The sequence below is a fragment of the Photorhabdus thracensis genome (genome assembly GCF_001010285.1).
In the GTDB taxonomy this organism is placed as follows: Bacteria; Pseudomonadota; Gammaproteobacteria; order Enterobacterales; family Enterobacteriaceae; genus Photorhabdus; species Photorhabdus temperata.
The window spans coordinates 4,291,916-4,312,830 of sequence record NZ_CP011104.1; the positions used below are offsets into that span (position 1 = coordinate 4,291,916).

Genomic DNA, 20,915 nt, shown 5'->3' on the forward strand with positions numbered 1-20,915 from the left:
TAATACCGGATAGAGACTGAATTCACCGGATTGTATTCAGTCTTTTTTGTGGTTTTTTTTGAGATATTTACTGATGGTCTTTCCGGCAACGAATGACAACCGGAATGTGGGCTGGGCATGGCCCAAGAATAACGCATGTTGTACGCAGATTAAAATAAAAGAGCCGCCAGGAAAGGCAGCTCTTTTCAGGCAGGGTGATAACTCAGTTATTTAGAGATGTGAGTGATTAGATCCAGAACTTTATTAGAATAACCTGTTTCGTTGTCATACCAGGAAACCAGCTTCACAAAGTTGTCATTCAGGGCAATACCGGCTTTTGCATCAAATACAGAAGTCAGTTTTTCGCCATTGAAATCGTTAGATACAACGTCATCTTCGGTGTAACCCAGAACGCCTTTCAGTTCACCTTCAGCCGCGTCTTTGATGGCATCACAGATTTGCTGATAGGTGGCTGGTTTTTCCAGACGTACAGTCAGGTCAACAACAGAGACGTTAGGAGTAGGAACACGGAAAGCCATACCCGTCAGTTTACCGTTCAGCTCAGGGATAACTTTACCTACTGCTTTAGCCGCACCGGTAGAAGATGGGATGATATTCTGAGCGGCGCCACGGCCACCGCGCCAATCTTTTGCAGAAGGGCCATCCACTGTTTTCTGCGTCGCAGTGGTTGCGTGAACAGTGGTCATCAGCCCTTCGACGATGCCGAATTTGTCATTGATAACTTTAGCCAGCGGCGCCAGACAGTTAGTGGTGCAGGAGGCATTGGAAACGATGTCCTGGCCTGCGTAAGCTTTGTGGTTAACACCCATAACAAACATCGGTGTGTCATCTTTGGATGGGCCGGTCAGAACCACTTTTTTCGCACCCGCGGTAATGTGCTTACGTGCAGTTTCATCAGTCAGGAAGATACCTGTTGCTTCTGCAACAACATCAACGCCCACTTCATTCCATTTCAGGTTAGCTGGATCTCTTTCTGCTGTAACACGGATAGTTTTACCGTTAACAACCAGGTGACCGTCTTCTACTTCAACCGTTCCGTTGAAGCGGCCGTGAGTTGAATCGTATTTCAGCATGTAAGCCATGTATTTTGCATCCAACAAATCGTTGATTGCGACGATTTCGATGTCTGAACGTTCTTGTGCAGCACGGAAAACAATACGGCCAATACGACCAAAACCGTTGATACCTACTTTGATAGTCATAGTGTTCCACCAGCTATTTTTTAGTGAATTAAAAATTATTACTAAAGTTACCAAAACCTTGCCAGCCGTCAAGCGGAATCGTGTCAATAGTCGAAAAACATCGACTTTGAGTACACCATTTAGATGCTTGCTATACGGTACCAGCAATCGATCCGCCCATCATTATCGGGGCACCGACAGATATTGAAAGTTAATCGGTTAGATATGCGAGTCACATCACAAATAGTAGGATAAACATCTTCAGTTAACCGCTTAAAATAAATTCCACTGATGCAATGTTAATCTTTTGTTATTATCATTTGATTTTATTGAAAACATGAGTCTTATTAAGGTGGTCGTTATGGCTAAGAATCCTGATGTTTCCCTTTATACAGAGCTTACTGATATTCAGCGTCATGTTACCCAGAATGCCGGGACGGAACCGCCATTTTCGGGGAAATTGCTACATAATAAAAAAAGTGGCGTGTATCATTGTCTGTGCTGTGGGCAGCCGTTATTTATGTCCGATACTAAATTTGATTCTGGCTGTGGCTGGCCGAGTTTTTACCAGCCTGTCAGCGATGATGCGGTACTGTATCTTGATGATAATAGTCATCATATGCAGCGTATTGAAGTTCGTTGCTGCCATTGTGACGCTCATTTGGGGCATGTGTTCCCTGATGGCCCGAAACCAACAGGAGAACGTTTTTGTATCAACTCGGCTGCGTTAAGTTTCACTGATGAAAATACAGGTGAAAAAACAGCAGGTTAGACATTTTTATCATTGCCGGCATCGCCGTTAATTTATGTAAGAAAAATCGTTTCAGCTAATTCTGAAAAATAATAATGAGGAAATATCAATGGAACTGGATGATCTGTTATCTGTAATGACACCAGAAATATATCAACGCCTGGTTCAGGCAGTCGAACTGGGTAAATGGCAGGATGGTGTGCCTCTAACTGTGGAACAGAAAGAAAATAGCCTGCAAATGATTATGCTATGGCAAGCAAGGCACAACTATGAACCTGAACATATGACTATCGGTACTGATGGTCAGTTGGTGATGAAGAGTAAACAAGAACTGAAAGCGGCCTTTCAGTCTGAAATGGTGGCAACATTTAAGCCGTAATCTTCACAAGATGGCCTACGAAAAGGCTGAGTTTGTCGAACTCAGCCTGGCCTTGATGGGTATCAGAAAAGGGCGTTTTCTAACTGGGCAAGCTCTATCAGGATCGCGCCTTGCGTTTTTATCTCTTTGAATGCGGATTGGCTGTCACCTGGATTGAGGTTAACCCCCCGACAACCATCAGTGATTACCCAGGTTTCATAACCTAATGCCAGCGCATCCAGCGCGGTAAACTTCACACAATAATCAGTGGCAATACCAATAATAAACAGGCGTTCAATTTGCTCTGTTTGCAACCAGTCGTCAAGCCGGGTTTTACTCTGATGGCCGTTATCAAAGAAAGCGCTGTAGCTGTCGATCTGTGGATTTTCGCCTTTGTAGAAAACCTCAATAATGGCCTGCTTGTTCAGTTGTGGATGGAAATCAGCGCCATGTTGCTCCTGAACACAATGTTCCGGCCACCATACTTGCGGAATACCGTTCAGTATACCGATATCCCCGATTTTCTGACCGGAGTTGACTGCGAAGCTCATATGTTCAGCAGGGTGCCAGTCCTGGGTGGCAATAATGCTGATATTGTGTTTCAGACAGATATCAATTGCCTGATTTGCAACATCAATGACGTGCTCACTCTCTTTTACGGCTAATGCACCGCCGGTACAGAAATCGTTCTGTAGATCAATAAGTAATAGGGCTGTTTTCATCTTTTTCTCGGGTTATTTGTCGGCATAACTTAATTCACCACGTAAATTTTGTTGCATTAAATAACGAATTTTTTCACTGCTATAGGGTTGACTGAGTAAATAGTGCAACTTAGTTAAAGTTGCTTCAAAGGTCATATCGTAGCCACTGATAACACCGGCTTCAGCCAGAGCATGACCGGTTGCGTAACCATCCATATTTACCCTGCCAGAAATGCACTGGGTCAGATTGACAACCACAATCCCTCTCTCTGTTGCCTGTTTTAGCTCTTTCAATAATTCAGGATGCTGTGGCGCGTTGCCGACGCCATATGAGCGCAGGATTAAGGCTTTAACCGGTTGCATTAAAATATTGTTCACAACTTGACTGGAAAGGCCGGGATAAATGGTTATCACGCCAATAGGCTGATGGGTGATCTGATGAGTGATAAATTCACCGCAGCTGGCAGGGGCCGGACCTGCATTGAAGGTTTTGATGTTAATACCCGCTTCCATCAATGGGGAACAGTTTGGTGAGGCAAAGGCATCAAAACCGTCTGCATGTGCTTTGACCGTCCGGTTCCCACGGAACAATTTATTATTGAAAAACAGGCTGACCTCATTAACGGGGTAGTTAGCGGCAAGATAAAGCGCATTCAGTAAGTTTGTCTGCCCGTCAGAGCGCAGTGCTTCCAGTGGAATTTGTGATCCTGTCACAATCACCGGCTTACCCAGATTCTCAAACATAAAAGAGAGAGCGGATGCGGTAAATGCCATCGTGTCCGTGCCATGCAGGATCACGAAACCATCATAATCATCGTAATTTTGCCGGATATCATCAGCGATGAGTTGCCAGTCTTCTGGCGTCATATCAGAAGAATCAATCAGTGGTTGATGTTCACGGATGGTGAATGTCGGCATTTCAGACCGGTGGAATTCGGGCATCTTAGTGAGTTGGCACTGTAAATGCCCGGAAACGGGAATATATCCCTGAGATGAGCGTTGCATCCCAATTGTTCCGCCAGTATAGACGACATAAATAGATTTCTTCTGCATGACTGTGCCTCGTAAAAAGATCAGCTGGATTATAGGAGTATTACAAAATAAAAAAAGCCTGACAGGGTATCTGTCAGGCTAAAAACGGCATTAATTAAGTTATCACCAGGATCATACCGGGGAATTCCAGCGGCATGTTTCTACTAATGTCATGCATTATGATAGTTTTTTAGCGAATATCTCCGCAGTTTAAACAGAAAGCATAACGATTTTGTGGATCATTCAAATGGCGATAGAACTCAGCTTGCTGTTTTACTGCCTGAGCGACCTGTGTCAGTGGTGCGGGCAGCCATGCCTGAATCGCTTCCGGTACGATAGCTTGAGTGGTTGCCGTCAGTTGGCTCATCAGCAACTCACTGAATGACATTTCCGGCTGCATCCAATCAAGTTCTGGATGATCCAATTTTGCCAATTCAGCTGCTTTGACAACCGCGTCGTCGAAATCACCTAATTGGTCGACCAATCCATTGGTTTTAGCGTCATTACCAATCCACACATGCCCCTGAGCAATGTTATCGACCTCTTCTGATGTCTTATTGCGTGAGTCAGCAACAAGGCCAATAAAGTTCTTATAGCCGTTCTCAATATTAAGCTGCATCAGCTCTGAGAACTCTTTACTGAGCCCTTTAGTGACAGAAATACCCGCCAGTGGTGTTGTGGAAACGCCGTCAGTGTGGATACCAATATGATCCAGACTGTTTTCATAAGTGGTAATGACACCGAAGATACCAATAGAACCGGTCAACGTACTTTGGTTTGCAATGATGTAATTTGCGGGGGTGGAGATCCAGTAACCACCGGATGCAGCCATTCCACCCATAGAAACAACGACCGGCTTATTCGCTGCACGCAGAGCGGCCAGCTCGGTGCGGATAACATCGGAAGCGCTAACGCTGCCTCCAGGACTGTTTACCCGCAGAATAACGGCTTTGATATTATTATCCAAACGCGCTTGACGGATCTGAGCGGCGGTTGTATCACCGCCAACCATTCCTGGAACCTGTTGACCATCAACGATCGCGCCTTGCGCTATGATAACGGCAATATTGCCTTTGGATGATGATTTATTTGCCAGCAATTGTGGCACGTAATCATAAATACTGATGGCATTGAAATGTCGGTTTTTCTCATCCCAGCCAAAAGCTTTTGTCATTTCACTTTCAATGATATTGCGTGGCGCGACATAATCGACCAGTTTGCGTTTAAGTGCATATTGGGCATTGTCGCCGCCGACAGTACGCAGACCGGCAATCATCTCATCCGCGCCTGGGAATACCTGATGAACAGAAAGTTTGCGGTTAGCGGCGATAGTATTGAGGTAGTTGTGCCAAAGACCGTTGATCCAACGGCTGTCAGCTTCCCGTGCAGCCGGAGACATATCATCGCGCATAACCGGCTCTACGGCTGATTTATACGTCCCGACCCGGAAAATATGTGTGGTGACTTTCAGTGAATCCAGCAGGGATTTGTAATAGAGGTTATTAGTTGAATAGCCATAAAGTCCAACCGCACCTTGTGGCGACAGATAAATTTTATCGGCAAAAGTAGCCAGATAATATTGTGGTTGGTTGTAGTTATCACTGATAGCGTAAACGGGTTTGCCTGAGGTTTTAAACTCATTAATCGCTTTACCGATATACTGCATTGATGGCTGGTCAGCGCCGATGAAATCGTCAAGTTTCAGCACCAGGCCTGTGATTTTGTTATCGGTTTTTGCCTGACGAATGGTATCTACAATATCAAACAGAGAATTTTCCTGTAATTTATTGCCGGATGAACCAAACAGTTCACGCCCCAATTGATTCAATGGGTTACGGCTGGAAACCTGATCCACAACAACACCGGTGAGATTGACATACAATGCTCCCTGATAACTATCCACCGCTTTATTGGGCTGTTGATAAAGCATAAAGCCCCCAACAATCACCAGGATAAGCAGGATAAAAATCAGGTTTGAAATGACTTCCCGAACAAAATTCAGCAGTCGCCAACTCCATTTAAATAATCTTGCGACCCACTTCCATAAAATACGCATATCATCTCCAAAGATAGGATCAAGTAGGGCTATCCTAATGACCAGACATATAAATGTCAGCTTCAAATAGTGTCAAATTGTCCGAAAAGGCCGCTTTTGGGCTTTTATTCGTTAACAAATAAACAGAAAATGTTAGCTTATAACAAAATAGCTTATTCAGGAGAAAAAATATGAAAGCATTAGAACTCTTGTTGAACCGACGTTCAGTATCACGTTTGACAACACCGGCGCCTCAAGGTGAAGCATTACAGAATATTCTGGCCGCGGGAATGAGAGCCCCTGATCATGGCGCATTACGGCCGTGGCACTTTATTGTCATGCAGGATGAGGGTATTGATCGGTTTAGCCAATTACTTCACCAGGCTGCCGTTGACAGTAATCTGGGGCATGACGCGGAAGAAAAAGCCAAAAGTGCGCCTTATCGTGCACCATTAATTATCGCTGTTCTGGCAAAGGTGATGGAGAATTCCAAGATACCGGAATGGGAACAAGTTGTTTCTGCCGGCTGCACGGTGCACGCGATGCAAATGGCGGCAGTGGCGCAAGGGTTTGGTGGTATCTGGCGTACTGGTTCATGGACTGATGATGATACGGTGCATACTGGTCTGGGTTGTAATGAGCATGACAAGGTAGTAGGTTTTCTCTACCTTGGAACACCTGTTTTGAAAGCGCCGGGCAACGTTGCTACGCCGGATATGACTAATTTTGTCAGCTACTTCTGACCGGAGTCTGTTATGTCAACAGAAGTTCGCCTTACCCAGTACAGTCACGGTGCTGGGTGCGGCTGCAAAATTTCACCGAAAGTTTTGGAAACCATTCTGCATAGTGAGCAGGAAAAATTTCTTGATCCTCACTTACTGGTGGGTAATGAAACGCGTGATGATGCGGCGGTTTATGATATTGGCAATGGTACGGGCATTATCAGTACGACTGATTTCTTTATGCCGATCGTTGATGATCCGTTTGATTTTGGGCGGATTGCCGCGACAAATGCTATCAGCGATATTTATGCCATGGGCGGTAAGCCCATTATGGCGATAGCGATTCTGGGATGGCCAATGGATAAACTGGCGCCGGAAATTGCCTGCAAGGTGATTGAAGGTGGCCGGGCTGTTTGTAAAGACGCAGGGATTTCACTGGCGGGAGGACATTCTATTGATGCGCCTGAGCCTATTTTCGGTCTGGCTGTAACCGGTATCGTTAACATTGACCGGGTGAAACGGAACAGTGCAGCGAAAGCCGGTAGCCAGCTATTTCTGACAAAGCCGCTTGGCATTGGGGTATTGACCACGGCGGAGAAAAAAAGCCTGTTGTTGCCTGAGCATCAGGGTGTCGCGACAGCAACCATGTGTCGCCTAAATAAACCGGGGGCTGATCTTGCCGAAGTTGCGGGTGTTACAGCAATGACTGATGTGACCGGGTTTGGTCTGTTAGGGCATTTGAGTGAAATTTGTCAAGGATCGGGTGTCCGGGCAACTATCCATTTTGCAAAAATTCCTAAACTGCCGGAAGTGGAATCTTATATTGAAAAAGGGTGTGTTCCGGGGGGCACCGGGCGTAATTTTGACAGTTATGGTCATCTTATTGGTGAAATGACAGCGCTTCAGCGTAACCTGTTATGTGATCCGCAAACATCAGGCGGCCTGTTGCTGGCCGTTCTGCCAGAAGCGGCAGATGAAGTGAAAATGATTGCACGATGTCATGGCATTGAACTGACAGCAATTGGTGAGTTGTCTGAGCAACAGTCAGGCAGAGTGCTGATTGAGGTTAATGAATAATATCCATGCGGCTTTTTATTGCAGAAAAACCAAGCCTGGCCCGGGCGATTGCTGATGTTTTACCGAAACCGCATCGCCGTGGTGATGGCTTTATTGCTTGTGGAAATAACCAGTTTGTGACCTGGTGTATTGGGCACTTACTGGAGCAAGCGGAACCTGATGCTTATGACAGTCGCTTTGCCCGTTGGTCACTGGTTGATCTTCCTATCATTCCGGAGAAATGGCAGTTAAAACCGCGACCTTCTGTGGCGAAACAGCTTAACATCATCCGGGAATTGCTGGAAAAAGCAGATGAAGTGGTACATGCGGGCGACCCGGATCGTGAAGGGCAACTGCTGGTGGATGAGGTTCTCGATTTTTTGAAATTGGATGGTGAAAAGCGAAAAAATGTTCGCCGTTGCCTGATAAGTGATTTAAACCCACAAGCGGTTACCAGAGCGATTGACAGGTTAAGAGATAACCGGGATTTTATCCCGCTATGTGTTTCTGCTCTCGCCAGAGCCAGGGCTGATTGGTTGTATGGTATTAATATGACCCGGGCTTATACCTTGCTTGGACGCAATGCGGGGTACCAGGGCGTATTATCTGTCGGGCGGGTTCAGACGCCTGTTTTGGGGTTAGTTGTCCGCCGGGATGAAGAGATTGAGCATTTCGTACCAAAAGATTTCTTTGAGGTGAAAGCCCATATTGTGACGCCAAAGGATGAGCGTTTTACCGCGCTCTGGCAGCCAAGTGAATCTTGTATTGATTTTCTGGATGAAGAAGGGCGATTGATACATCGGCCTCTGGCTGAACATGTTGTTGCCAGAATCACCGGCCAGCCAGCCTATGTGACATCTTATCAGGATAAACGGGAATCTGAAGTTGCTCCTTTGCCGTTTTCATTATCTTCGTTGCAGATTGAAGCCGCTAAACGTTTTGGCCTGAATGCACAGCAAGTGCTGGATATTTGCCAGCGATTGTATGAAACGCATAAGCTGATTACTTATCCCCGTTCTGATTGCCGTTATTTGCCTGAAGAGCACTTTGTCGGGCGCCATGCGGTGCTTAATGCAATATCTGTTCATACAACAAATCTGTTGCCACAAGCATTACTGGAAACAGACAGAAAGAATCGTTGCTGGGATGATAAAAAGGTTGATGCCCACCATGCAATTATTCCTACGGCACGAAGTAACCGTATAAATCTGACAGACAACGAGGCTAATATTTATGGTTTGATTGCCAGACAATATTTGATGCAATTTTTCCCAGATGCCATATTCCGTAAATGTATTATTGAATTGGAAATTGCCGGTGGCAAATTTATTGCTAAAGCGCGTTTTCTTGCTGAGGCAGGTTGGAGAACATTGCTTGGCAATAAAGAGCGTGATGAAGAAAACGACGGTACACCATTACCGGTTGTTGCTAAGGGTGATGAATTATTGTGTGAAAGAGGAGAGGTGGTAGAGCGCCAAACTCAACCGCCAAAGCCATTTACAGATGCAACTATCCTCTCTGCTATGACGGGGATTGCTCGTTTTGTGCAGGATAAGGAATTGAAGAAAGTCCTTCGTGCAACGGATGGGCTGGGAACTGAAGCAACACGAGCCGGCATTATCGAACTGTTGTTTAAACGGGAGTTTCTTTATAAAAAAGGGCGTCATATTCATGCAACGCCTGCGGGTAGGGCACTCATTCATGTATTGCCTGATATGGCCGCTTTACCGGATATGACAGCCCACTGGGAGTCCCGATTAACGCAAATCAGCGAAAAACAGTTCCGTTATCAAGATTTCATGGGGCCACTTGAGGAGACATTGCAGCAATTAATTTGGCAGGCTAAACAGAACCGTAATTTAAAAGCTTTTCGTGATTTGCCCCCGATTCCGGTTAAAGAGAAAAAAGGGAAAAAAACAAAATCGACAAAAAACGCTAAAGCAACTGCGCCGTAGGGCGCAGTTGCTACGTTATTTTAAAAAAATGGTTGATATTCGGCGTTAACAGAATATCACATTTCAAATTCTACCCAGACAGGCGCATGATCTGACGGTTTTTCCATTTCACGGATTTTATAATCAATACCTGTCTCAATACAGAGCTCCATCAAGGGTTGACTAGCAAGAAGTAAATCTATACGTAGCCCGCGATTATCATCAAACCCTTTTGAACGATAATCAAACCAAGAAAATTGGTCGTTACATTCAGGATTCAGATTCCTGAATGTATCAACCAAACCCCAACTTTTCAGGCGATCCATCCAATCTCTCTCTTCTGGCAAGAAAGAGCATTTACCTGTTTTTAACCAGCGTTTTTGGTTGTTCTCACCAATGCCGATATCCAGATCCGTCGGACTGATATTCATATCCCCCATGATAAGTACTTGCGATTGAGGTGATAAATTTTGTTCCAGATAGCTTTGCAGGTCCTGATAAAATTTCTCTTTTGCAGGAAATTTCACTGGATGGTCACGGCTTTCTCCCTGTGGGAAATAGCCATTAATGACTGTCAATAGCCCGTGTGGGGTTTCCATATCTGCCATGATAATACGGCGCTGGGTATCTTCATCGTCTCCAGGAAAACCACGGCGCACAGCAACAGGAGCCTGACGTGTTAACAGAGCAACGCCGTAATGGGCTTTCTGGCCGTAATAAAACACGTGATAGCCAAGTTTACTCACTTCTTCTAAAGGAAACACCTCATCATGAACTTTTGTTTCCTGTAGGCCGATAACATCGGGTTGATGTTGCTCGACGATCGCAGCTAACTGATGGGGGCGGGCACGTAATCCATTAATATTAAAAGAGATAAATTTCATCTTTTACAGCCATCCAGTAAAAAGACACAGGAACAATAGTAACAGATGGATTTTAAAAAGTAACCATTGACAATGGTCAGAACGAAATAGTAACGGAACCCCTATATTATAATTAATTGTGAAAAATATAATAATTTATGGTGAGAAAATACTGTGGTTAGACCGTTTTTATCTCTAGTGTTACAAAAATTGATTACTGAAAAATGTAGAACCCTATCCTAATCTTTGATAGAAAATTGAGCTCGTTAGTAATGTTTATATTTTCTAATGGTTGATTGGTTGAGATTAATTTTTGAACCATGATAAACATGAATAATAGAGTTTATTGAGCCACCTATGTATTGAACATAAGCTTTTTTTATGTGGTATATGTTTGAGAAGTATTTGTTTTTTTGTACAAAATTTACGCCTTCACAGTATCGAACTGATTTAGCTGTCATTTGGTGAAGGCTATTTCAAAGAAATTATTTTAGCCACAAGTTATATAGGAACGGTGAATTATGTTTTTTTCTCGTAAATTAGAAGCATTCATGGCAGTGGTGGAAAATGGTTCTTTAAGTAAAGCGGCAAGAGTGATGAACCGTACAACTCCTCCAGTAGCTAAATCAATCAAAGACTTCGAAGCAACATTAGGGAAGCGCCTTTTCAAAAGGGAGAAATTTGGGATGAGTCTGACTAAAGATGGTTTAGAATTATATAATGATCTTAAAGATCTTTATTTACAAGAAAAAGAAATAACTAAAAAACATATCAGTGGTAGTATATGTAACATAGTTAATATTTATTACGATTGGGGGAAAAACAAGCACCTAATTTATTTATATAAGGCAGCTGACAGAAATAGCTCCCAAGTAAATATATTCCGGTTTAGTTATGATAACATTGAAGAAATAGTGGATTATGACGGCAACACGCTCATTATGAGCTCAGAAAAGATACTAAGTGACCGTTTTAGTCTTATTCGTAAAATAAAAGGACCAGAATTGGGAATTTGCTGCCGAAAAGAGTTATTGGATATTGCTGGCGGTGATGTAATGCAATTGCTAAAAAATAATACTTGGTTATGTGATCCTGTACTTTATAAAAGCAGTTTCATTAAAAATCTGGAAGAAGAAGTTATTCAAAGTGGTGGCAAAGTGAATATGCGTCAGATGGATAATATGGGGTGCTGCATGAATTTCATTTATTCGAGAGACTATATTTTCATTACAGACTCTCATCCTGATGAATTGGAAGGAGGTGATGCTTTAAGTTTTGTTCCTATTGAAAAACAGGGTGCAGCAAACCAATGTTATATTTATAAGTCTAAATCACATTCAAGTGTACTTAATCGTTTTATCGATTCAGTAAATGATATGAGTTAAATTTATTTTACGCGGAGTAGATTATTGTAAGCTCCGCGTTGTTATTTTGCGGAGATGATAGAAAGTTTTCACTGTATCCAGATGATAAATTTATATTTATTATTTTTTGTTATACCTGGAATAATTTTTTATGGTGGTAGGGAAAGATAGACTGTTTCCTCACCTTTTGGACTAACACGCTGCAAGCACTACATTGTTATCTCGCTTTGCTTAATTCGAACCTTGCTCGAAGTGCAAAGCATCCTGCATGTGAGTGCCATGTACTTATTGAGATAAGTGATACATGATTTCTAAGCCGGGGTTCTCCCGGCTTCAGGCTATTCAGGGATAGCTACAGCCTTTCTTGGTGATATTCTCCTTCTGGCGCGTTTACCACAACCTTGTCTTATTGTTTCAGCCACGGCGTTGCAGTGCTCCAAAAAATGATGTTTGCCCCCAGGTCGTTTTCAGCGAAATCAGCAAATTCCTCCTGAGTGAAGGGTTTTGTGGTTTTTGGGTTAATGTAGGTCAGAGTTGGTTCCTGGACTGCCATCGAGACCAAATCCAGTTTGCCTTTGTAACGGTTGAAAAAGGGATAGGCGTTTTTCATCTGTGCGGATTTATATGGCACGATATCGGGGCCACTCAGGCCGATCTTATTTTTCGACGCGAAATTAAATATCAATGGCGATTTCTGGCAGATTAATGCCGGTAATACGGCCATCAAACTCTTTTGCTAATGCAGAAAGGAGATTTTGATAGCGTTTGCGCAGTTCGGCATTCCACTGAATAGCAACCCAGCCGTAACCTTGCTCTTTATTTTCACCAGGATTATCAACCTGTGCAACTAAACCGCCTTGATATTTCGAGTTCTGTTGAAGATAAAATGGGATATAGCGAGCATCTTTTTCAAAAAAGCGATCTTGAATCTGGATAAACAGCTTCTTGTGGATCTTGTTAAGCAGTACCAGATTTTTTTCGATCGCGGAAAAATCATATTTTCCCGGCGCACTCTCCAATTGTTTCCAGTTATAAACAATTTGCATGCCATCAATGTCCTGACGTTCCAGTAATTCATGTAGCTGGTTGAGGTCATCATAGATGAGATTATGACTGTTTAACGAGGTGAATAGTTCCGTTTACTTATAAATTTGTTCAACATCGTAAAGTTACTTTATTCATTAATTAGTAATGTCAGACTGACAACTCATCCTCTCATCAATGCTGGATTTTCTTTGCATATGGGTAATTCTTTTTTGCGTGTTAATCATCATTGATCCATCTTTTTATAATTAAACCTTCATTAAGAGATCACTAAGAATATTCCTAAAAATGCCATTGATTATAAGGTTTATGGACGATGTTGTTTAAGTCTCGTTTAGTTAAATATAGCGTAATTGAGATTAATTCTCTTTCGTATTAAGGAGAATGATATTCTGATTACTTGCCAAATGAATGAGGGGATGGCAATGATAGAATAGATAAATTGACTCTTTTATATTGATTTATGTAATGTAACATATTGAAAATTAAATAAAAATATATTTAATGAAAGTCGATGGAATAGGGGTGAATCATTGCATTTGTAATTTATTAAAGTATAAAACGGAAAAATTGTTACTGAAATAAACTGAAATAATTCGGTAATTCAGGTTGAAAGAATCAATGAAATCTTTCCTGAAAATAAATTTCATATTGTTTGGCTTTTTTTGATATGTTATGTTTTCCATGTTATTTATATTGGCTTCTGTAGACACTCGTTAAGAGAATAACCTTATCCAGAAACAACTCATCCCATTAACGCAATAGAAGATAAGGAGTAGATAATGGATAAACCAATTGAAAAAGAAGAAGAAAAAGAAAATGAAATTTATCTTCATCCTGAATATGATGAATGTGGTCGTCCGTACTACAACGTACCTAATGCCAGAACGGAAGAAAACCTGATAGCGGTTTGTTTGAAATACGCGAGTAAGGTGATCCCGGTGATTTTCTTGCCGGGGGTAATGGGGAGCAATTTAAAATCGAAAGATGGTGTTCCGGTTTGGTTGGTAAATTCTCAGCTTGGTGTTGCAGGTTGGATATCAAAGGATGCTTCTTATAGGAAAAGAACGTTAGATCCCCAGAACACCGATATTTACGATTCGGGCGCAATAAATAATTACATCGCCGAAGGGAGGAAACTTCCTGATCGTCACCAACGTGGTTGGGGAGAAGTGGCCTATCTGAGCTATGGTCATTTTTTGCCCTGGCTTCAACTGGTGCTGGATGATGAGCGTCTGGTGTTTGAGTATCGCATGGAAGGACAGGGAAAGAAGACTGCTCGTCAACAATTGATCGGTCAAAATCTGGGGGCTGAGTGGGGTGAAGAACCTTTGACAACGGAAGAGGTTGGACACAGTTATCGTTTTATGTACCCGGTTCATGTGATGGGTTATAACTGGCTGCAATCTAATGCGGTTTCCGCTAAAAAGCTGGCAAAATATGTTGATAAGGTTTTAGCCTTCTACGGTAAACGTTGTGCAGCAAATAAGGTTATTTTAGTCACTCACTCAATGGGGGGTTTAGTGGCCCGCCATTATACAGAAAAGTTGGGTGGCCGGGATAAAATTTTAGGTATTGTACATGGTGTTATGCCTGATATTGGTTCACCTATGACTTACTAAGAGGATGAAAACCGGTGAAGCTGGCATCACTGGGCTGGTTATCGGCAGTAATGGTGCAGAGATGACCCCAGTATTGGCACAGTCTCCTGGTCCTTTACAGCTCTTGCCGGGAAAGGCGTATGGTAAAGGTTGGTTACATATCGCCGATGGTAAAATCATGCACAAGCTGCCGGAATCTGACCCTTATCAAGAAATCTATTTGGAAAAGAGCCGATGGTGGGGATTATGTGAAACCCGGTTTTTAAACCCGGATAAAAAAGATAAATGGAAAGACGGGGAAAGCTGGAGTAATTATTTGAAATCAATGAATAATACAGTTCAGCCATTTATCGAAGAGTTAACCGGTAGCTATCATCCTAACACTTATGCTTTTTATGGTGCCAGCGAGAAACATCTATCATATGGGGTTATTTCCTGGAAAGAAGTCAGTAAAGATTATTACAATAAAACGGAAGATTATTCTGGCATGACGTTTAATCAGCCGGTCTATGACCCTTATAATTTGGAGACTGGTACAACACGTATGGTTCAGTTTTCTATTGGGCCTTCTTTTCAGGATATTGCCGCGAAAACTTTTAAGCTGGCACCGCCAAAGGAGAAAGGAGATGGTACAGTGCCGGAACGGGCTGGCCGTATTCCAACCAGAAAATTACGCAGCCAGTTGGCAACGGATGCTGACCATGAAGGGGCATATAACGAGGATAAAGCCAGGTTATTTACCTTGCGTTCAATTGTGAAGATGGTTCAGGCGGTGAAGATTGAATAAGAAAAATATCTTCCTTATTTTATTGTCTGTGTTGGCTATTTATGCCCTGTGGCGGTGGTATTTCCCTGACCCTTATCACCCCAGTTTAACCGAGAAGGAAAAGCAAGTGACAACTGAAATGTTAGCAAATATGCAAACCCGTTGTGTGGGCCGTTATCTGATTGATATCCCCGCAGCATTTGGCAATATTATCCATGATGGGATATTTATTGGTGACGCGAAAATAGAAACGGAACGTTTGTATCCACCGGAGTTTAAATATCGGATAGAGTCAAGGGAGCAGGAATTAAAGACAATGCAATATGTTAAACCAAAAGATATGCCTTTCTTAAAAAAAGTCTATCGCCTCCAGGGTAATATGGAAGGTGTGATTTTCGATAGGAATCAGGATACTGCTGTTCCTGGTTTTGCCCGAGTATTAGAAGCGCATTTGTATAATAATGGGGTTACTTTTACTGTAACAATGGAATTTATGGAGTTATCAGATGATAAGTATAAAGAAGATAGAGATTTTTATATAAAGAACGGATTTTCTGAAAGGGAATATAATGAGTTGTATCAAACTCTGCATAAAATGAACAGCCTGCTTGCCCGAATCAGCGGCAGAAAAGATACAGAAATCCCGACAGTAGCGGGAACCTGCATCCCTGACGGATTTATTGCCGGTAGTGGTAGTCGCAGTGAGAAAGAGAGGATGACCTTTGTCTATCAGGGAAATAAGGATGATCATTTCACGTTCAGCGTTGAAATCATTAATGACCTTACGGGGGAAAATACTTTGCTTGAACGTATTGGTGAAATTGAAAAGGATTTGCATGCTAACCGCGGTGGAATAGCCAGGAAGGGAAAACGGGAAGTGAACGGTATTCATGCGGAAGAATTATTAGCAATCGGTTTGCAACCTTTTGACAATAATCCCCGGTATCAATTTGATCTTATTGCAAATGAAACCGCAGGAGATTATAAGAATCCCTATGTTAGTATTATGTTAATGAATTATCAGTTACCTCCGACGCCCTATACCGGAGATGAGCTGATTACATTTTGGGATACGGTAATAAGTACCTTTCGTAAAAGGCCGGGTGCTTTCTAATAGCAATAAAAATACGTTTTAAATTAAATATTTTACTACCTATTATGGCTATTATTCTGTCGGTAAAAGGTCGGATATTTTTGAAAGTAATGAACTAATCAGAGGTTAAATATGATTAAATTTATTTTTTGCCCTAAAAAGAGGCAGGGCATTGATCCGGTTATGATGGGTGATTGCTCTTGCTATATTTTAAGTCCTGCGTTCCATCACCATATCGAGTCATTATCATGAGCTGGCCTATTCCTGAAATACCTGAACTTAAACCAGTAGCGCCTTTGCGCTATAAATTATGGTTTATCATTTTGCTTTTAATACTGGTTGTCGGCGCACTCGTTTATGCTTTTCTAAAAGACACGACCGATTTCGTTCACGCGGCGCTTTATAGCAGTTTACCTTCCTTTTTGGTATGGCTGATGTTATTCGGCGCGGTGTTAAATCGCTATGAGCGATATTGCACGGCAGCGTATGCTTGGGAAGAGGCCAGTGCTGAAACCCGTTTTCAATGGCAGCAATGGAGCAGAAAACAACTGGCTGTGGTCGGTAATATTATTTTGACGCCTGAACAGCAAGGCATGGCATCACTATTAGGTGATTCGAAAGATATTCCTGCTTTTCCTCATAGAGGGCGTGCATTATTTTCGCCATCAAGAGATATCCCGCAATTATTGGATAAAATTGATCAGGATTTTGAAAAACAATGCCCGGGTTATCGCTACCTTTTGCGTAAGGTTTATCTCGCAGAATCCCCTTCTATCGATTTGTCTCGCGATCAGGAATTGATCGGCCAACGCTGGAAAGTACAACGGGTACACATAGCGAACCGGGATGAGATCGATAAGCTATATAATGAGGCGACTTTTGAGGGGCTAATAATGGTGATCGCATTGCAGCTTTGGCCTGCCAAGGATGACAGAGAGGCGTACAGTGAATTTGTGTCTGCCCAACTATTCTCATCCACAAAATTTGCTACTCAAAAGAAGTTAAACATTCTTGCTGGCATGGGGCGGCCTTTACCTTCGTTGCCGGGAGAAATAATAAAAGATTTGCATGTATTGTTTGAATATAACCGTATTGATAAAAAGAACATGAAACACCTCTGGGTAACGGGTATCACTGATAAAGTGCGGACTGAGCTGATGATTTACAGTTATGATAATTCGCTCAGTTTCTCCCCGGAGAACCCGATTCATTTAATCGATCACTCTTTTGGCCAGCCAGGGCCGCTGTCTGTATTTTTGACATCAGCTATGCTGACTGACGTAATTCACCTGACAAATAGCGACCATATCGTTATTAATCAATTACTTGAGGGTAGCGCAGTACTCTATTTAATGACGAAGGAATTACATTGATGAAAAAACAAATAACCTCAATGCTATTAATGGTGAGAGTGTTTTCTCATCGTTATGAGTCATGATATTTTCTTATTGAAGCGGCCCATCAATTACTGAGTGAGCCGCGGAGGAGAGTTGATAACTTTAATTACCTCCATTGACGGAGAATTAACCGATCTGCAAATAAAAGTCATCATTATTTCTTAGTCAGAAAAGGGGCGGTATATAGGATAGTTGATAGCCAGATGCTTGCCGTAATGAACATAATAACAAGTCTGGTGAAACGCCAATAAGACGGCTTTGGGGTTGTATCAGTGGGCGTGGATAATTGGGTATTTTTTGACTGACTATCATCTTGTTCATTATCCTGAAATGGCAGGATAAAACGATAGCCTTGTCGGTATACGGTGTGGATTGCTTCACCCAGGTCACAATAGCGTAGTGTTCGGCGTAATTTACAGATCAATTGCAGCAGATTGGTTTCTGCTACACCATTTTTGCGTTCAGGCCAAACTAAAGGGATGAGTTGCTCCCGGTTTAACGTATTCCCTTGCGATGCATGTTCCCACAGTGCGAGTAGCAGGCGTTTCTCTTTTTCCGTAATAACAAATATATTTTTACCATGGATTATTTTGTTTGAGTCACAGTCTAAATAAACATCTTTAGTTATTTTCAGCATAACGCATTCTCTGCCTCTGTTTAGTGTTTGTCTATTCGTCATAGCTAGGAGAGCTCAAATAGGCTTATGCCTGTTAAAATTTATATAATTTCTGCATGAGTAATGCAAGAAAATAAATGATTTAAAATTTTTTATTTTATTTTGTCATGTGGGTTATTTTTCTGTTTATTATTAAGAAATAAAATTAATGATAATTATTTATTAGTTTTTTTTATATTTGTGGTGAGTTGTCTATCTACTTTGGAAACAGAGGGTATTTTCATAATTCATACTATAGATAAGAACTTTTTAGGGATTAATGAGTGAATAAGTGATTATGAATAATAACCCAATTAACTGAATGGTGTTAATCTATAGCATTGAATTATTTGGAAAAATAGAAATTAAAATAATTAATTTTTATTTTTAACTTTTATTTAGGTGTGGTCGCGTGATTATTTAGTCATGAATAACTCAACGTGATGTTTATCACGTATTAACTGAGTTAGTCATTGGTCAGTAGTCGTTAGATCGCCTCATTCTTTAATGAGTATGTGGATATATGAATATAAAGCCAGGCGGATATACCAGAATTAGGCATGATACCTAAGGGCGGTAGCGTACCTGAAATGATAATGATGAGTATTCTAACCCAGCTTATAAATGTAATAAACTCCTTAGAAGGAAATAACAATGTCTACAACTGCCGAGCAAATTGCTGTTCAATACCCAATTCCCACTTACCGTTTTGTCGTTACTGTTGGTGATGAACAAATGTCTTTTCAAAGCGTATCGGGATTAGATATCAGCTATGACACAATTGAATATCGTGATGGAATTGGTAACTGGTTACAAATGCCTGGTCAGCGTCAGAGACCCACAATTACCTTGAAGCGCGGTATTTTTAAAGGGCAATCTAAATTATACGATTGGATTAATTCTATTTCGCTTAATCAGATAGAAAAGAAAGATATTTCTATCAGCTTGACTGATGAAACAGGCTCAAGTCTGCTGATCACCTGGAATATTTCTAATGCTTTCCCAGAAAAATTGACTGCGCCCAGTTTTGATGCTTCCAGTAATGAAGTTGCGGTGCAGGAAATTAGTTTGAAAGCCGATCGGGTTACTGTGGAATTCCATTAATATACTGTTTGATGCCATGAATAGCTTGGCATATCCATTCAGTGGTTTTTAAAGGCTAATATTATGACAACTGTTACATCTTATCCGGGTGTCTATATTGAAGAAGATGCCTCATTGGCGCTCTCTATTCGTTCAAGTGCAATGGCGGTACCTGTTTTTGCTGTCGAAGATCACAATTCATTTGTATCAGCTAGTACCTCTCTTCGAGTTAATAGTTGGTTGGAATATCTGACACTAAAAGGCAGACCATTTGATTCTGGTGATAAGCTTGATATTTCACTGCGCGCCTATTTTATTAACGGCGGTGGATATTGTTATCTCGTCAAAACTACCGATTTAGAAAAACAAGTTCCAAAACTCGACGATGTCACATTGCTGGTTGCTGCGGGAGAAGACATCAAAGATGCCGTAGGGATACTCTGCCAACCGGGAAAAGGACTATTTGCCATTTTTGATGGTCCACAATCTGATGTCACCAAAGGAGACGATGCCTCTAAAGATACTCCTTCTAAAAGGAATAGCACCACCAGTGTGGAAAAAATGGCAGTGGAAAGAACGGAAAATGTACTCGAATCTTATCCTGCTACTCATTATGGCGCGGTTTATTATCCTTGGCTGACCGCTGAATGGGGAGATAAAAAAGCCAGCGTTGATATTCCTCCCAGCGCAGTGATGGCGGGTATTTATGCCAGTGTCGATAACAGCCGGGGTGTTTGGCAAGCACCGGCTAATGTGGCTATTCAAGGTGGATTACAACCTAAATATCTGGTGACTGACGATCTGCAAGGGAAATATAACCAAGGAAAGGCGCTGAATATGATCCGCACCTTTCCTAAGAGTGGCACATTGGTTTGGGGGGCCCGTACACTTGAGGACAGTGATAATTGGCGCTATATCCCGGTTCGCCGCCTGTTTAACAGCGCAGAGCGGGACATTAAAAATGCCATGAGCTTCGCGGTCTTTGAACCTAACAGCCAACCCACTTGGGAAGCGGTGCGTCGGGCTATTGATAATTATCTTTATTCCCTTTGGCAACAAGGCGGATTGGTGGGAAATAAAGCTGAACAGGCTTATTTTGTTCAAATCGGTAAGGATACCACCATGACCGATGACGATATTAAACAGGGCAAAATGATCGTCAAAATTGGTATGGCTGCTGTTCGTCCTGCTGAATTTATTATTTTGCAGTTTAGCCAGTCAATTGGGCAAGCCCGATAAATAATTGTGGCCTGCTTAATAGTTGCTAATCATCTAAATT

The 20,915-nt window shown here is 42.1% G+C and carries 20 protein-coding genes; 12 read left to right on the forward strand and 8 right to left on the reverse strand.

Going from position 1 to position 20,915, the window contains the following annotated elements; genetic code table 11:
- Nucleotides 1-206: 206 nt before the first annotated feature.
- Entirely contained in the window at nt 207-1,202 is a 996-nt protein-coding gene (gapA, locus tag VY86_RS18745) for a glyceraldehyde-3-phosphate dehydrogenase (RefSeq protein WP_046976075.1), read from the reverse strand.
- A 340-nt stretch (nt 1,203-1,542) separates the two neighbouring features.
- Here gapA and msrB point away from each other — a divergent pair, with 340 nt between their 5' ends.
- A complete protein-coding gene (gene msrB, locus VY86_RS18750) occupies nt 1,543-1,953 on the forward strand; it encodes a peptide-methionine (R)-S-oxide reductase MsrB (RefSeq protein ID WP_046976076.1) in 411 nt (136 codons plus the stop codon).
- 88 nt (nt 1,954-2,041) lie between these two features.
- Complete coding sequence (locus VY86_RS18755; RefSeq protein ID WP_046976077.1) at nt 2,042-2,311, forward strand: YeaC family protein; 270 nt, start codon at nt 2,042-2,044, stop codon at nt 2,309-2,311.
- A 62-nt stretch (nt 2,312-2,373) separates the two neighbouring features.
- Here the strand turns inward: VY86_RS18755 and pncA are convergent, their stop codons facing one another.
- The 3 genes from pncA to sppA form a co-directional block, all read right to left on the reverse strand.
- Nucleotides 2,374-3,012, reverse strand: a complete 639-nt coding sequence (gene pncA / locus VY86_RS18760; protein WP_046976078.1) for a bifunctional nicotinamidase/pyrazinamidase — start codon at nt 3,010-3,012, stop codon at nt 2,374-2,376.
- A 12-nt stretch (nt 3,013-3,024) separates the two neighbouring features.
- Nucleotides 3,025-4,044: an asparaginase gene (gene ansA / locus VY86_RS18765; RefSeq protein ID WP_046976079.1), complete on the reverse strand. Its 1,020-nt coding sequence runs from the start codon at nt 4,042-4,044 to the stop codon at nt 3,025-3,027.
- A gap of 169 nt (nt 4,045-4,213) precedes the next feature.
- Nucleotides 4,214-6,079 (reverse strand): signal peptide peptidase SppA, encoded by a 1,866-nt coding sequence (sppA, locus tag VY86_RS18770; RefSeq protein WP_046976080.1) that lies wholly within the window; start codon nt 6,077-6,079, stop codon nt 4,214-4,216.
- A gap of 170 nt (nt 6,080-6,249) precedes the next feature.
- On the opposite strand from sppA, the gene VY86_RS18775 reads away from it, so the two are divergent.
- Genes VY86_RS18775 through VY86_RS18785 form a run of 3 tightly spaced genes read left to right on the forward strand, consistent with a single transcriptional unit; the run spans nt 6,250 to nt 9,791 of the window.
- Nucleotides 6,250-6,801 (forward strand): NAD(P)H nitroreductase, encoded by a 552-nt coding sequence (locus VY86_RS18775; RefSeq protein ID WP_046976081.1) that lies wholly within the window; start codon nt 6,250-6,252, stop codon nt 6,799-6,801.
- Between the two features lie 12 nt (nt 6,802-6,813).
- Nucleotides 6,814-7,857, forward strand: a complete 1,044-nt coding sequence (gene selD / locus VY86_RS18780; protein ID WP_046976082.1) for a selenide, water dikinase SelD — start codon at nt 6,814-6,816, stop codon at nt 7,855-7,857.
- A gap of 5 nt (nt 7,858-7,862) precedes the next feature.
- Nucleotides 7,863-9,791, forward strand: coding sequence for a DNA topoisomerase III (locus VY86_RS18785; RefSeq protein ID WP_046976083.1), 1,929 nt, complete (start codon nt 7,863-7,865; stop codon nt 9,789-9,791).
- Between the two features lie 56 nt (nt 9,792-9,847).
- On the opposite strand, the gene xthA is transcribed toward VY86_RS18785, so the two are convergent.
- The gene (gene xthA / locus VY86_RS18790) at nt 9,848-10,654 is read right to left on the reverse strand and encodes an exodeoxyribonuclease III (protein WP_046976084.1); all 807 of its coding nucleotides are present in this window, start codon (nt 10,652-10,654) and stop codon (nt 9,848-9,850) included.
- Nucleotides 10,655-11,154: 500 nt separating this feature from the next.
- On the opposite strand from xthA, the gene VY86_RS18795 reads away from it, so the two are divergent.
- On the forward strand, nt 11,155-12,018 hold the full coding sequence (locus tag VY86_RS18795) for a helix-turn-helix domain-containing protein (protein WP_046976085.1): 864 nt from the start codon (nt 11,155-11,157) through the stop codon (nt 12,016-12,018).
- 385 nt (nt 12,019-12,403) lie between these two features.
- Here VY86_RS18795 and VY86_RS26315 read toward each other — a convergent pair whose 3' ends face one another.
- On the reverse strand, nt 12,404-12,628 hold the full coding sequence (locus VY86_RS26315; protein WP_338012132.1) for a Mammalian taste receptor protein (TAS2R): 225 nt from the start codon (nt 12,626-12,628) through the stop codon (nt 12,404-12,406).
- Nucleotides 12,629-12,671: 43 nt separating this feature from the next.
- Nucleotides 12,672-13,043, reverse strand: coding sequence for a hypothetical protein (locus VY86_RS26320; protein ID WP_052760874.1), 372 nt, complete (start codon nt 13,041-13,043; stop codon nt 12,672-12,674).
- Nucleotides 13,044-13,823: 780 nt separating this feature from the next.
- Here VY86_RS26320 and VY86_RS26065 point away from each other — a divergent pair.
- The 4 genes from VY86_RS26065 to VY86_RS18815 all read left to right on the forward strand — a co-directional run bounded on the left by VY86_RS26065 (nt 13,824) and on the right by VY86_RS18815 (nt 17,874).
- Nucleotides 13,824-14,663 carry an esterase/lipase family protein gene (locus tag VY86_RS26065; protein ID WP_238591503.1) on the forward strand — a complete coding sequence of 280 codons (840 nt, stop codon included), beginning with the start codon at nt 13,824-13,826 and terminating at the stop codon, nt 14,661-14,663.
- Between the two features lie 4 nt (nt 14,664-14,667).
- Nucleotides 14,668-15,429 (forward strand): hypothetical protein, encoded by a 762-nt coding sequence (locus tag VY86_RS26070; protein ID WP_238591504.1) that lies wholly within the window; start codon nt 14,668-14,670, stop codon nt 15,427-15,429.
- On the forward strand, nt 15,422-16,522 hold the full coding sequence (locus VY86_RS18810) for a T6SS immunity protein Tli4 family protein (RefSeq protein ID WP_046976086.1): 1,101 nt from the start codon (nt 15,422-15,424) through the stop codon (nt 16,520-16,522). Before VY86_RS26070 ends, VY86_RS18810 begins: the two co-directional genes overlap by 8 nt.
- A gap of 227 nt (nt 16,523-16,749) precedes the next feature.
- Entirely contained in the window at nt 16,750-17,874 is a 1,125-nt protein-coding gene (locus VY86_RS18815) for a hypothetical protein (protein ID WP_046976087.1), read from the forward strand.
- Nucleotides 17,875-18,052: 178 nt separating this feature from the next.
- On the opposite strand, the gene VY86_RS18820 is transcribed toward VY86_RS18815, so the two are convergent.
- Nucleotides 18,053-18,535 (reverse strand): winged helix-turn-helix domain-containing protein, encoded by a 483-nt coding sequence (locus tag VY86_RS18820; RefSeq protein ID WP_228940570.1) that lies wholly within the window; start codon nt 18,533-18,535, stop codon nt 18,053-18,055.
- 672 nt (nt 18,536-19,207) lie between these two features.
- Between VY86_RS18820 and VY86_RS18825 the strand changes: the two genes are divergently transcribed.
- Together VY86_RS18825 and VY86_RS18830 are read left to right on the forward strand one after the other, a co-directional pair.
- Complete coding sequence (locus VY86_RS18825; protein WP_021325533.1) at nt 19,208-19,657, forward strand: phage tail protein; 450 nt, start codon at nt 19,208-19,210, stop codon at nt 19,655-19,657.
- Nucleotides 19,658-19,720: 63 nt separating this feature from the next.
- A complete protein-coding gene (locus VY86_RS18830) occupies nt 19,721-20,875 on the forward strand; it encodes a phage tail sheath family protein (RefSeq protein WP_046976088.1) in 1,155 nt (384 codons plus the stop codon).
- Nucleotides 20,876-20,915 lie beyond the last annotated feature (40 nt).